This window comes from Psychroflexus torquis ATCC 700755 (genome assembly GCF_000153485.2).
GTDB lineage: Bacteria > Bacteroidota > Bacteroidia > Flavobacteriales > Flavobacteriaceae > Psychroflexus > Psychroflexus torquis.
This window is the reverse complement of sequence record NC_018721.1, coordinates 3,563,894-3,577,860: the sequence shown is the minus strand read 5'-3', so window position 1 is coordinate 3,577,860 and position 13,967 is coordinate 3,563,894. Positions and strand designations below refer to the sequence as shown.

Genomic DNA, 13,967 nt, shown 5'->3' with positions numbered 1-13,967 from the left:
GAAAAGCAGGCGAAAAAAGCCTGTGCCGAATTCATTTCGGTAAAACGATTTATTGCGTCATTATAGGTCTAATTTGGTATTAAAGATTATTTAAACATTAGTGCAAGAACCCAACAGCGTTGGAATAAGAAAATGTAGCCTCAGGAATAAAAGGTTTATTTACTGATCAACCTAAAATTAGTTCGTATTATTCTTTTCTCACAACAACAATTAATCGGTATTGAATTCGGATTTTCTTACCATAATTTATATCATTAATAGTTGAATAATACTATTTTCACAAATTAAGAATTTTTGTAACTTTGTATTGTGAAATTTACGTACATACATAAAACCATTTCTATTGCGTTATCACTTTTGGTGCTGTTTTCGACATTATCATTAACGATAGAGAAGCATTTTTGTGGAGATGTTTTAATTGATGTGGCTATATTTTCTGAGAGTGAAAAATGTGGAGATGCAGAATTTTCTAAACAGAAGCATTCTGATATCGTAAAAATAAATTGTTGCAAAGATGAAATTGATGTGATTGAGGGACTTTCTGAAGTTACCTTAAAGTCATTTGAAGATTTAGAAACAATTCAACAAAACGTTTTATTTGCTTATACCTATTCCTACATCCGTCTTTTTGCGGATTTTACAACCTTGCTTGTTCCGCATAAAGATTATTTCCCACCTGTACTCATCGAAGACATTCAGGTGTTAGATGAAACTTACCTTATTTGATTTAATAACGACCCTTAGTTAAGAAAGAAGCACACATTTATGTGCCAATAGTCATACCTATAAATCAAATAAATGAAAAAATATTTAATATTAAGTTTTATGTTTTTGTCGCTAATAGTAACTGCACAAGAACAACTAAAAGGTAGTGTTTTAGAAACAAGTATAGGGAAAGAACTGCCTTTGCCAGGCGCGAGTGTGTATTGGTTAGATTCATCGGTTGGCGTTATTACTGGTGAAGATGGTACATTTTCATTGCCTTACAAATTTTCGTATAGTAAATTAGTAATCAGTTATATTGGCTTTAAAACGGACACTATTTCCGTAACAGAAAACAGGTACATCGACCATATTCTGCAAGTTAGTAATGATTTAGATGCCGTTATTCTGACATCTAGAAAACAAGCCACTGTAAAATCTTATATTCAAGCTACAAACACCTTTACGGTTACAAGTACGGAATTGCTAAAGGCAGCATGTTGTAATTTGGCAGAGAGTTTCGAAACAAATCCCTCTATTGATGTTAATTTTGCAGATGCTGTTACAGGAACGCGACAAATTAAAATGCTAGGTTTAACCACACCCTATATTTTAATTGCTACTGAAAATATACCTGCAATTCGTGGTGCGTCACAAGCTTTTGGATTGAGTTTTATTCCCGGTACGTGGGTGGAGAGCATTCAGATAACAAAAGGAACCGGTAGTGTTGTTAATGGTTTTGAAAGCATTGCAGGCCAAATTAATGTGGAGATGGTTAAACCCACTACGGATGATAGGATTTTTGTAAATCTGTACGCCGCCACAAATGAACGGGTAGAATTAAATACACATTTTAATACCAAGGTATCTGATAAATGGAGTACTGGGTTGTATTTACATGGCAATACACAACAACAAAAACACGATGTTAATGATGATGGCTTTTTAGATATGCCACTTTACAATCAAATTAATGTAATGAACCGCTGGCAATATACCAACTTAGAAAAAGGTGTTGTAAGTTTTATAAATTTGAGATATCTTAATGACGAAAAACAAGCTGGACAAGTCGCCTTTAATCCTGATACAGATAAACTAACCACAAACAATTGGGGAAGCCAAATTAATACCGAACGTTTTGAAGTTAGTACCAAGCTAGGTTACGTAAATCCTGAAATTCCGTATCAAAGTATCGGCTTTCAAACGGCGTTTAGCCACCATAAACAAGACTCTTATTTTGGGTTAAATATTTATGACATTCAGCACAATAGCTTTTACTCTAATGTGATGTATAACACTATTATTTCCGACTCGCGTCACAAAATAAAAACAGGTTTAAGTTTTACGTATGATCAGTTTGAAGAGCTTGTAAAAACTCAGAATTTTGAACGTATAGAGAACTCTTTTGGTGGTTTTTTTGAATATGCTTATGACGATTTAGATAAACTCACAATGACCGCTGGTGTTCGTGTTGATCAAAACAATAAACTAGGTCTTTTTGTAACACCTAGGTTACATGCACGATACACGCCTTGGGGAAAATCTGCATTTAGAGCATCCATAGGTCGCGGTAAACGAAGTGCTAATATTTTTGCTGAAAATATGAATTTGTTTGCAAGTTCAAGACAGATTAATATTCTAAACGACGGAGGAAATATTTACGGATTAGACCCAGAAATAGCCTGGAATTATGGTGTGAGTTATCTTCAAGGTTTTAATTTATTTGGAAGAGATGCTGACGTCACGTTTGATTTTTACCGAACCGATTTTCAAAATCAAGTGGTTGTAGATTGGGAAAATCCTTTTGAAATTAATTTTTATAATCTTGAAGGGCAAAGTTTTGCGAATAGTTTTCAGTTTGAATTTAATCACAATACGTTTGAAGGTTTCGATTTACGATTGGCTTACAAATACTACGATATTCAAACTGATTTCAACAGTGGTCGTTTAGAAAAACCCTTAGTACCAAAACACCGGTTGTTCGCAAATGCGGGGTATGAAACGCATCGAACGGATAAAGGAACACAGTGGAAGTTTGATGCGACATACAATTGGATAAGTGCACAGCGCTTTCCGAGTACAGATTTAAGCACGCCACAATTTCAGTTAGATGATTTTTCGCCAACCATTGGAACGTTAAATTTACAAGTCACTAAGGTATTTTCACCAAAATTTGAAATATATTTAGGTGGAGAAAATGTAACCAATGTGCGTCAGCCAAACCCAATACTTAGTGCAGACAATCCATTTGGTTCAAATTTTGACAGTAACTTTGTATATGGTCCAATTTTTGGAAGCTTGTATTATGCAGGGTTACGTTATAAAATAAAGTGACCAATTTCTGCAAAAGCAGAAATCTTATAATTAATAATTAAAATATCTGCTTGTTTGAGCGCAGTCTAGAACTATTTTAGGTCTCGATTTCGCTTGAAAAGACAGAAAAATAAAATAACCATAAAACAGAATTTCACTAAATGAAATCCTAAAATAAATTCAGAATAAAATGAAAAAAGTAATTGTACTAGTACTATTAAGTTTTGGAATGTTTGCATTCTCACAAAACAAAAATGCACGCGTTTCTATGGAAGTAGACGGAATTTGCGGCATGTGTAAAGAGCGTATTGAAAAAGCAGCTATTAGAACCAAAGGGGTTAAATCTGCCGTTTGGAGTATAGATACACATGAGTTAAAACTCATTTTTGACGAACGTAAAACCAATGTAACAACAATTTCTGAATGTCTAGCAGCAGTTGGTCACGACACAAAAGAAATTAAAGCGACAGAGGAACAATACAATTCTGTACACGAATGTTGTAAGTATCGCGATGAAGAAGTCGTGAAAGACCATGAAGGCGAGAATAAAAAACAATAAATAATTTTATAAAACTTTTTGTAACTAATCAGTACCAAGTTTCTGGAGGTTATTTTATGAAGTCCTTAGGTTATTAACATTTTCAATTGTCTTATTAACAAGATCTTGCTTCTGTTCTTTTTTAAATTGGAAAAACATTGATTTTATCCATATCAGTTCACAACTTCTTTTGTTTTCTTGATAACTTGTGGTTTTTTACACTGCTATTTTAGCTGTATTGTAACCACCCTAAATAATACTATTTTTGTCAATAAAACCAACATATCGAGAGTTGTATGCAACGTTTATTTCTCTCGCTAGACGGGTAAATGAACTTGAAGGCTTGGCAAATTAGAACTAAGCATTGATCCAAGAGAATCAAAGATTAATTAAAGAGAACCGAGGTATCATGAAGCAAAATCAGCTACTGTTAAAAGAGAATAGACAGTTAAAGGATAAATTATTTACCTATGAAAATCCAAAAAACAGTCGCAAAAGCTCTATGCCCCTTCAAAGGATGAAAACCCATCCTAGACCCAATCAAAGTTTACGCAAATCATCTGATCGAAAAGTAAGCATTCAGAAAAGATGAAAAAAGAAAAACTTTAGAGATGACAACTCATCCCGAACAGAATATAGAATTAGTACCCGATTATTGTACTTCTTGTGGAAGCGCTTTAAAAACTTTTCTCCACAGAAAGAACAATCCCGTCAAATAGTTGATATTCCGCCTATCAAGGCTTTTTTTAATGAGGTGTCCAGTATGCTTCAAACAAAATGACAAACCTCAACAACTTTAATCTTAAAATAACTAAAAGTATCGGTAGAAAGGTTGATTTTTGTGACACTGGCATAGCTGAAAGCTTTTTTAAGACACTTAAATGCGAACGGCTATATCGATTTAGGTTTACATCAAATAATCAATTACAAGAGTCTTTTGAAGATTATATTCATTGGTATGATACCGAAAAATTATTTTCTAGTTTAATACCAAATTAGACATATAATTTGGCATAAGATATCTCTCACCTATACAAGTGAAAATAAAATTGAGAGAAATTATTGAAAAAGTAGCTTAATGAAATAGTCACAAATTTTCTAGGTAGTCCACAAACCATCTTAAATGTTCATTAATTTGACATCACTATACAAGGGGCGATTAACGCGCCCTAATTTCATATTAAATAGTTGCCAGACGAATTAGTCTTTAAAACCAAAGAATTTCAATCTAAATTATTGGACTCTTCACGGCTAAAAGGCTATACACCAATTCAGATTCTAGGAAAGGGAGATGCCATCTTAAGGCTTCCAACTGGTCGTTTGGAAGGTGGTGCCGATTATAGAGGTGATGATGCAGTTTTAAGCTTTTAATATGAAAATGATTAAAACGAAAATATTAAACTTGCTCATTATCAATACATTATATAATTTATTAGAGAATTCTAAATTTTAGTTGGTTTAAAAGAAGAATTTAATAGAATTTGATTTAAAAAATTTCTATTTTGCATTGCCTTAAATATAAAAATATGTCATCACTTAAACGTTTATTTGATTTCCCATACTATCAATTAGAAAAATTTAATCTAGAAGATGCTCTTGTTACGAAATACAATGGCGAATGGAAATCTACTTCTTCAAAAGAGTATGTTGCTCAACTCAATAAAATAAGCCGAGGTTTACTGAGACTTGGTGTGCAACCCAATGATAAAATAGCCCTTATTTCTACCAACAACAGAACAGAGTGGAATATCATGGATATTGGAATAATGCAACTTGGTGCTCAAGATGTGCCTATATATCCCACTATTTGTCAAGAAGACTATGCTTATGTTTTAAATCATAGTGAATCTAAATTTTGCTTTGTCTCCGATAAAGAGGTGTATGACAAGGTTATGGCCATAAAAGGACAAGTAAAATCCTTAAAAGAAGTTTATACTTTTGATGACGTTGATGGCGCTAAAAATTGGTCTGAGGTTTTGGAACTTGGAACCGACGAAAGTAATCAATCTGAAGTTCAATCTCTTATGGACAAAGTGACCGAAAACGATTTAGCAACTTTAATATATACGTCGGGAACCACAGGTCGGCCAAAAGGTGTAATGCTTTCTCACAAAAATATTGCTAGCAATGCCCTCCATAGCTCAACCCGTCTGCCTTTAGACTTGGGAACTGCAAAAGCCTTAAGTTTTTTACCAGTTTGCCATATTTACGAGAGAATGCTTCAGTATATGTATCAATTTAGCGGTGTGAGTGTTTACTTTGCCGAATCAATTGAAACTATAAGTGATAATCTAAAAGAAATTAAACCAGATGTAATGTCTGCTGTGCCAAGACTTTTGGAGAAAGTATACGATAAGATTATCGCTAAAGGAACCGATCTTACGGGGATAAAGAAAAACCTTTTTTTCTGGGCCGTTGAACTAGGCTTACAATATCAACCCTATGGTGCTAATGGCTGGTGGTACGAAACGCGCCTCAAACTAGCCAGGAAATTAATTTTTGTCAAATGGCAAGAAGCCTTAGGTGGAAACCTAAAAGTTATTGCTTCTGGGAGTGCAGCTTTACAACCGCGTCTAGCCAGAGTCTTCAATGCTGCTGGAATGAGTGTTATGGAAGGATATGGATTGACTGAAACTTCACCTGTCGTTGCTGTTAACGATATGAGAAATGGTGGTTTCAAAATTGGTACGGTAGGTCTTCCCCTCCCAGAAACTGAAGTTAAAATTGCAAAAGATGGTGAAATTCTAGTTAAAGGTCCTCAAGTCATGATGGGCTATTATAAAGACAAAAAGAAAACAGACGAAGTCATAAATAATGGTTTTTTCCATACTGGAGATATAGGTGAAGTAGATAGACAAGGATTCTTAAAAATCACCGATCGTAAGAAGGAAATGTTTAAGACCTCTGGTGGTAAATATGTTGCGCCACAGATTATCGAAAATGTGATGAAACAATCTCGATTTATCGAACAAATTATGGTCGTTGGTGAAGGTCAAAAAATGCCTGCTGCTCTTATACAATTGAATGAAGAGTTTGCAAAAGAATGGGGAGAACGTAAAAATCTTCATCTTGGCAGTACATTGTCAGAAATGGTAACACACCAAGAATTAATTGACAGAATACAGGAAGAAATTGACTTTTACAATCAGAAATTTGGAAACTGGGAGAAGATCAAAAGATTTGAACTTACGCCTGATGTTTGGAGCATCGAAAAAGAACACCTTACTCCTACTATGAAACTGAAAAGAAGAGTTATAAAAGAAAGATATATGGATCTTTACAATAAAATTTACTCCAATTAAAGTATGACACTAAAATATTAATTAATTTAAAAGAGTCCAATTGGACTCTTTTTTACTTAAAGTCTACGATTAAATATCAATTTATAGTTCCTTTGTCACATGAATCCTTCTGCATCAGGTTGGCTTACTAAATGCTTACATAGCATTGCGGAAAGCGATTTACTTTCGCTAGATCCAGATTGCTTTTATGAAGCTCTAAGAAGATCTGGATTTATTTATGGTTCTAGTCAGACTGCTTTAATCCCTTTAAATAGTAAGCTCAAGTATACTCAGCAAGAACTTGCAAAAATTAATCTTTTTGTGGCGCTGGTTTATATTGACCACAAGGCTTTTGGTGATGAACCCTCAAATGAAATTATCATTAGAATAACGGGGTTTTATGAATCCATCTATTCGCAAAGAAATTATTTAAGATCTATCTTCAAGTTAAAATCTAAACCTGAACAAAAACTGGAACAATTTATTCACAAAAGAGTTCAAACCAACGAGGGATTAATTCAGAAAAATTTCAGTCATATTATCACTAACGCATTGATATTTACTGATGTATTAACGTATAACAAAACCTTAATTGGTTCAACACCCCCAAGTGAGTATGCGAAATCTCTAGAGTATCTCATTATGTCTACGGTTTATCTTGCCTTAGGTCAAAAAGTCTCTCAGACCTCTTACGATACTCTTATCCTGAAATTATTACAAAGTTCCTTAAGGTATAATTTCCAAACTGAAAAAGACACAAAGCAGATTGAGGACATCCAATACAGTCAAACATTAGATCATATTGGAAGTTTGTATTTACTTGATCTAACGTGTATGGCTATCTATAGCGATGAAAAAGTTGAAGTTGATGAATTGAGTTTTTTATCTAAACTTGGGCCTCAATTAAATTTAAAAGATCATCATATAGAGACAGCGGTAGAGTTTCTCTTTGAATTTGTATTTATCCACAAAAAAAATATTGCTTATTTCCATTTCAGTAATCCTTTAAATCATTTCTATAAGAACAATCAAAAGGCGGTCAAATTGTTACTTTCTCGCAACAAGAATCGATTATCCAAGGAAATCATGCAAAGTAAAGAACTGGTTTATTTAATCTCACAATCTACTAAAAGAGAACTCAGTTCTGAAGAAAAAGTAAAAGTTAAGGCTCAGCTTTATGATATCTTTAAAAGCATCCCGTCTTTAGCTATTTTTGCTCTTCCAGGTGGTGGTGTTCTATTACCGATTATTATTAAATTTATCCCTCAATTGCTACCTTCAGCCTTTAATGAAAACTATGAGAAGGATTAAATATAATCTAGATAATTAAGGACTAGAATTATAATAAATTTTAAAATGGTTACCATAATATGTTGTTTTTAAATGACTATTTATCGCTTTAATTTTATACTTCCCCCTGAATTGGATTCGTTAACGATGAGATTTTCAGAAGGTGTGTTGTAATAAGAAATAGACCCTCCACTGCTGCTATTCGCCTCCAATCGTTCTAGAGGATAAATAGAAATGTTAGCACCTGAACTTGCCTTAGCTACAATGCTATTCGCTTCAAAATTTTTGGAATTTATACGAGACCCACTGGATGAATTTACATCCAATTGGTTAGTTTCTCCTCTTAAGGTTATCGAAGAACCCGAAGAAGCACTCGCCGTTGTCGTAATGGAATTAGCTTCTATGGAAACCGTAGAACCACTAGAACTTTGTACCGATAAGTCGTCTGAGTTTAAGTTAAGGGATGCCTCAGACCCACTTGATGTTTGCAAGTTGAGACTCTTCAATTCTAGAGATAAATCGACATTGGATCCGCTGGATAATTCCATTATTAAATTCTTAAATATTAAGTCATCTATAGATGTCAGCTTAACTCCACTGGAAACTTCCAATCGTTCTAGATTTTCAGAAAAATAAAGTGTAATGAGTTTAGCCTCTGCTTTTCCAATAGACTTAGAAGCTCCTATCTTAAGTGTTCCTGAATCGGTCTCAAATTCGAGAGCCTCAAAAAGGTTTTCATTAGCTTCAACTAGCATATAATTAGTTGAAGAAGGAATGATGATAACTTCCCAACCACGCTCTAATTCTAGATTGTTAAAGCTTTTCAGATCGAAGCGTTCTGAGATCACATCCCCTTCGCCTTCAATTCCGCCTGGGTAATTAATGTTGAATTTACAGCTTGTCATGCATAAGCAAGAAACAGCGAAAAATAAAATGGAAATAGTTTTCATAGTGATTTAGTTTTGAGTTGAAAGAGTATCTGCTGTAGTGATACAATCTAGACATTCCCAATCATCATTTTTATAGTTTAGATAATGATTGTACTTGGATCGATCGAGATTTCTACGGTTATTAAAATTATTTAAATTTTCATCTAGGTAAATGACATGATTTTCTGGAATATAGATAGTTACTTCTACTTTTGCGTTCCGCTCCGTCGGTTCAGGATTGGAAAGTAAATAACTATCAAGTTTTAGAACATTATCCTCCAGATTGTATTTATAATCGATGAAAGAGGCTCCTTCTCTAGCTCTAGCTTTGCTTGAAGCATAACTTTTTTTGGTTAACCTTAATTTTAATTCATCATCGGAAGTCGATTTAAAATTCACGTGAATATTTGAATTAAATAAGCGTTCATTATCAAATTCATCTTTGACAATCTTAGATTTTTTGCTTTGATTTAAAATTTCAGAAAACATAAGATTAGGATTCATTCTTATTTGCAAGGTATCACCAGATGAGATGTCTAAATCAATAACCTCTATAACTTCAGCATCATAACTCACATCTAGTTGCTTTTTCACACTTAATGTTGTGATGACTATTACGGATAAGACCCAAATACCAATTAAGGTGATATGAGCTGCTTTACCAATTGATTTTAGATTAGAAAAAATCAATTTCAAACTTAGAATAAGCAAATAGAAAAAGGGAATAGCAGCTACTAAAAAGAACAAAACAATTTGAATCCAATTGGGAATGCCCAGAACAAAAATTTCTATTTGTGAAAAATCTCCCAATTCAAATACGGATATGGTTCCAAAACTGAATAAAAAAATCAACAAACCAATAAGAACAGGCCCTGAGATGAGCAGAAGAACGATTCCCAAAAATTTAGATAAGAAAACCCCTAAAGCTCTCAAAACTTCGCCTAAGCCATCTAGAAATTTAGTCAGTCCGGATTTGGTCTGTTGTCCATATTTCTCGTAATCGATATCTCCAACCTTATCAGCAAATTTGGAATATCCTTCTTTCACTTTACGCTCTATATTGGACAAATTCACAGGTTCTCCTTGCATATCCAGCTTTTGAGCCGTAGTCCTAGCGGCTGGAATCAATATCCAAATAATCACATAAATAGCGACTGTACCTCCGACTGAAAAGAAAGCAGAAATCACCCAAAAAAGTCTAATTAAAAGTGTGTTGATTCCTAAATAATGGTTGAGACCTGCGGAAACTCCTCCAACATATTTCCGTTCTAGATCTCTATAAAGTTTTCTAGATGCTTTAAATTTTGGTGACGCAGATGAAGAAGGTTCTTCATCATCTTCCATCATATAAGCTTCTGGTTCTCCCATTATACCAATCATGGCATTTACTTGAGACATTGTAATCACCTGATTAACTTGAGCCGTTGACTCTGTAAATAACTCTGCAATACGAGCTTCTATATCTTGCAAAATTTCATCCTTACTTTGTTCTTTAGATAAATAGCGCTCAATTGCTTTTAGATAGCTATCGAGTTTTTTAAAGGCGTCTTCATCGATATGAAAAAACACATTTGCTAAGTTGATGTTTATTGTTTTATTCATTGTCCGTGTTTTTTTTAGAAGTAATTGTTATCACTGCGTAGTTAAGTTCATTCCATGTGGTTGAGAGTTCGTCTAAGAATTCCTTTCCATCTTCTGTCAATCCATAATATTTTCTCGGTGGTCCTCCTGTGGATTCTTCCCACCTATAAGATAATAAATTGGCATTTTTTAATCGAGTTAGTAGTGGATAAATTGTTCCCTCAACTACTAACAGTTTTGCGGACTTCAAAGTGTCTAGAATTTCTGCAACATAGGCATCGTTATGACTTAACACCGATAAGATGCAATATTCCAAAACTCCCTTTCGCATTTGAGCTTTTGTGTTTTCTATCTTCATTTGATCATAAATATAAAAGTATAGGACAAAGATATATCTTTTAAACACTACTATGCTATACAGAGTATTATATATTAACTTTATTTTAACTTTTAGGAAAATTTAAAAGTGAAATTAGTTGAAAAATATCTTATTCAATACCTTCATTTTTAGCACATTGAAAGATTAAAAAAAAATACAACGAAGTCAGAAATAAAAAGATGATAAATCATGATAAGGAAATTAATTTAGGTAAATTGTAGAGTGTAAAATTTATAAAATGAAACTTACTCCCTCTAAAATCAATTTATTCTTACTCACCAAATTACCATCTGCATGGTTTTGTGGCGTGCGATTAAAACATATTGATGATACCTCTTGTGTAACAACTGCCACTCACAAATGGATTAATCAAAATCCCTTTAGAAGCATGTATTTTGCAGTACAAGCCATGGCAGCAGAATTAAGTACAGGAGCAATTGTGATGAAAGAGATTAATGAAAGTAACCTTAAAATTTCTATGCTAGTCGCAGAAAACACATCAGCTTTTCATAAAAAAGCAACTGGAAGAATAGAATTTACCTGTTTAGATGGTGATTTGGTAAGAAGTAGTGTAGATAAATGTGCCACTGAACCTGAGGGACAAAAATTCTGGATGACTTCTATCGCTAAAAATGAAAATGGGGATATTGTTTCTGAATTCAAATTCCTATGGACCCTACGAAAAAAATAAAATTTATATATTAAATAACATTTTTAGATTTAAATTTTAAGATATGCTATTTCAAAAAATATTATATTTAAATAAATAAAATTATATGATATAAATCTACTTAACTTTTAAACATATTACCATGCCAAGAGCCATGTTTGAATACACCAAAGAGGTCTTAAAAAAAGTGAGTTTTGATACGAATTTGTTTTGTAGAGAACTTAAAAAGGCAACAGAGCGTTTACTGCCTTATGAACTTATAGAACTTAAAGATTTTATTTTAAGTTTAATGCAAAAGAATCCATCTTTGAGACGATGCTTGATTTATCTTAATTAACTTTTAAACAAAACTTATAGAATCTACTATTTTTGAAAATGAAATAGTGGATTTTTCTTTTATATGTACTTTTACAAAAAAAAATATTATGAGTAAAGTTATAGCTTTTACAGGCTCGAATTCGTCCACCTCAATCAACGATCAATTACTTCAATACACACTAAACTCTTTGGTAAAAGAGAGTGTCGATTATATCGATTTAAAAAAGCTGTCTATTCCCATTTTTTCAGAAGACATTGAGAAATCTTCTGGTATCCCAGATGATATTAAATCTTTAAAAGTTGAAATTGATGCCGCCTCTGCTCTTATTGTGTCTGTTAACGAACACAACGGAACAATGTCTTCTTTTTTTAAAAACATAACAGATTGGCTGTCGAGAACAGATCCTAAGTATCTCAAAGACAAAAAAATATTGTTAATAGGGACATCCCCTGGACAAGGAGGTGCTAAATTTTCTTTGGACTACACAAAAAATAACTTTGAAAAATTCGGTGGAGTTATTGTAGATCATTTTAGCTTACCGTCCTTTCAAAATAATTTTAGTGAATCTGGCTTAAGTGCAGACTTTGCTAAGGCCTTAAAGGATTCTGTATCTAACTTTGAAAACGATTTAAACCCAGCTTGAGAACACTAAAGACCTTTCATATATCCATCCCACAAGATTTTAAAAACAAATTGATGCTTTGGGGAAATCAGTTTGAAGAAGCTATCTATCTGGACTCTAATCAAAATCAGCAAGAGCATCAAAATTTTGAGGCTTTAATGGCAGTTGAAGCCTTCACTGCCATTAAATCTGATGACAATGAAGCCTTCTTAAGGCTATACGAATACCAACACACTACTCAAGATTGGTTATTTGGTTATATGAGTTATGACTTGAAGAATGATACTGAACATCTGACTTCTCAGAATCAAGATCAACTCAACTTTCCAGAATTGTATTTCATTCAGCCTAAGAAAATCTGGATTTTAAAAGGAGAAACTATAGAAGCTCATTATCTCAAACTTGTCGATGATGAGATAGAGGCAGATCTACAATCTATCTTAAATTTTGACTCAGTTGAAGAGAACTATTTAGACCCTATTGTGTTTACACCGAGATGGAACAAAGTGGACTATATCGAAAAGGCTAAATCCATTTTAAAACACATTCAAAGAGGAGATATTTATGAGGTGAATTTTTGTCAAGAGTTCTATGCTGAAAACTCAAATATTGATCCTGTAAAGACTTTTCAAAGTTTAAATTCTATTTCTAAAGCCCCGTTTTCAAGCTATCTTAAATTGGAAAATTACTATGCGATGGGAGCCAGTCCTGAGCGTTTTTTGATGAAAGAAAATCAACAATTGATTTCGCAACCTATCAAAGGAACAGCTCGAAGAGGAAACACACGTGAAGAAGATGAAGAGTTGAAAGCTCAACTTAAAATCGATCCCAAAGAGATTTCAGAAAACGTGATGATTGTTGACTTAGTCAGAAATGACTTGTCCAAAACAGCTCAAAAAGCTTCAGTTAAGGTTGAAGAATTGTGTAAAGTCTATTCTTATGAGCAAGTCCACCAAATGATGTCTACACTAAGTTCCCAAGTAAAGCCAGAATTTTCTACAGCGGAAATCCTAAAATCTTTATTTCCAATGGGAAGTATGACAGGAGCCCCTAAACTATCTGCTATGGAAATAGCAGAGCATAATGAATCTACCAAACGGGGACTCTATAGTGGTGCCATTGGTTATATCACTCCCAAAGGTGACTTCGATTTTAATGTCGTTATAAGAACTTTGCTGTATAATTCTGAAAAGAAATACCTTTCTTATATGGTAGGCAGTGCCATCACAAGCTTGGCCAATCCAGAACAGGAATACGAAGAGTGTTTGTTGAAAGGCAAAGCATTACAATATGCTGTTAATGCCTCCGCTGTTTCTGAAAAGTAGACTAATAAAGCTTAATTT

The 13,967-nt window shown here is 33.4% G+C and carries 13 protein-coding genes and 2 pseudogenes; 12 read left to right on the top strand and 3 right to left on the bottom strand.

What is annotated here, in order from left to right; all coding sequences use genetic code 11:
• The first annotated feature begins 309 nt into the window (after nt 1–309).
• The 8 genes and pseudogenes from P700755_RS15425 to P700755_RS15390 all read left to right on the top strand — a co-directional run bounded on the left by P700755_RS15425 (nt 310) and on the right by P700755_RS15390 (nt 8,145).
• Nucleotides 310–726, top strand: a complete 417-nt coding sequence (locus P700755_RS15425) for an HYC_CC_PP family protein (protein WP_015025569.1) — start codon at nt 310–312, stop codon at nt 724–726.
• Nucleotides 727–798: 72 nt separating this feature from the next.
• Entirely contained in the window at nt 799–3,036 is a 2,238-nt protein-coding gene (locus P700755_RS15420) for a TonB-dependent receptor (RefSeq protein WP_015025568.1), read from the top strand.
• A gap of 169 nt (nt 3,037–3,205) precedes the next feature.
• A complete protein-coding gene (locus P700755_RS15415; protein ID WP_041758436.1) occupies nt 3,206–3,574 on the top strand; it encodes a heavy-metal-associated domain-containing protein in 369 nt (122 codons plus the stop codon).
• 244 nt (nt 3,575–3,818) lie between these two features.
• Nucleotides 3,819–4,307 (top strand): annotated as a pseudogene (locus P700755_RS20115) (IS66-like element ISPto7 family transposase); the annotation flags it as partial.
• Nucleotides 4,307–4,552 (top strand): annotated as a pseudogene (locus P700755_RS21385) (IS3 family transposase); the annotation flags it as partial. The pseudogenes P700755_RS20115 and P700755_RS21385, both read left to right, overlap by 1 nt.
• A 189-nt stretch (nt 4,553–4,741) precedes the next feature.
• A complete protein-coding gene (locus P700755_RS15400) occupies nt 4,742–4,924 on the top strand; it encodes a hypothetical protein (protein WP_041758432.1) in 183 nt (60 codons plus the stop codon).
• A 155-nt stretch (nt 4,925–5,079) separates the two neighbouring features.
• Entirely contained in the window at nt 5,080–6,855 is a 1,776-nt protein-coding gene (locus tag P700755_RS15395; protein ID WP_015025566.1) for an AMP-dependent synthetase/ligase, read from the top strand.
• 99 nt (nt 6,856–6,954) lie between these two features.
• The gene (locus P700755_RS15390) at nt 6,955–8,145 is read left to right on the top strand and encodes an LETM1-related biofilm-associated protein (protein ID WP_015025565.1); all 1,191 of its coding nucleotides are present in this window, start codon (nt 6,955–6,957) and stop codon (nt 8,143–8,145) included.
• Nucleotides 8,146–8,225: 80 nt separating this feature from the next.
• Here the strand turns inward: P700755_RS15390 and P700755_RS15385 are convergent, their stop codons facing one another.
• The 3 genes from P700755_RS15385 to P700755_RS15375 are packed head-to-tail and all read right to left on the bottom strand — an operon-like array spanning nt 8,226 to nt 10,992.
• Nucleotides 8,226–9,074: a GIN domain-containing protein gene (locus P700755_RS15385; protein ID WP_015025564.1), complete on the bottom strand. Its 849-nt coding sequence runs from the start codon at nt 9,072–9,074 to the stop codon at nt 8,226–8,228.
• 6 nt (nt 9,075–9,080) lie between these two features.
• The gene (locus P700755_RS15380; protein WP_015025563.1) at nt 9,081–10,655 is read right to left on the bottom strand and encodes a PspC domain-containing protein; all 1,575 of its coding nucleotides are present in this window, start codon (nt 10,653–10,655) and stop codon (nt 9,081–9,083) included.
• Nucleotides 10,648–10,992: a PadR family transcriptional regulator gene (locus P700755_RS15375; RefSeq protein WP_015025562.1), complete on the bottom strand. Its 345-nt coding sequence runs from the start codon at nt 10,990–10,992 to the stop codon at nt 10,648–10,650. Before P700755_RS15375 ends, P700755_RS15380 begins: the two co-directional genes overlap by 8 nt.
• A gap of 259 nt (nt 10,993–11,251) precedes the next feature.
• On the opposite strand from P700755_RS15375, the gene P700755_RS15370 reads away from it, so the two are divergent.
• The 4 genes from P700755_RS15370 (at nt 11,252) to P700755_RS15355 (ending at nt 13,949) form a co-directional block, all read left to right on the top strand.
• A complete protein-coding gene (locus P700755_RS15370; RefSeq protein WP_015025561.1) occupies nt 11,252–11,704 on the top strand; it encodes a DUF4442 domain-containing protein in 453 nt (150 codons plus the stop codon).
• 121 nt (nt 11,705–11,825) lie between these two features.
• Complete coding sequence (locus P700755_RS15365; protein WP_015025560.1) at nt 11,826–12,020, top strand: hypothetical protein; 195 nt, start codon at nt 11,826–11,828, stop codon at nt 12,018–12,020.
• A gap of 88 nt (nt 12,021–12,108) precedes the next feature.
• Nucleotides 12,109–12,645: an NADPH-dependent FMN reductase gene (locus tag P700755_RS15360; RefSeq protein WP_015025559.1), complete on the top strand. Its 537-nt coding sequence runs from the start codon at nt 12,109–12,111 to the stop codon at nt 12,643–12,645.
• Nucleotides 12,642–13,949, top strand: a complete 1,308-nt coding sequence (locus P700755_RS15355; RefSeq protein WP_015025558.1) for an anthranilate synthase component I family protein — start codon at nt 12,642–12,644, stop codon at nt 13,947–13,949. Before P700755_RS15360 ends, P700755_RS15355 begins: the two co-directional genes overlap by 4 nt.
• The last annotated feature ends 18 nt before the right edge of the window (nt 13,950–13,967 follow it).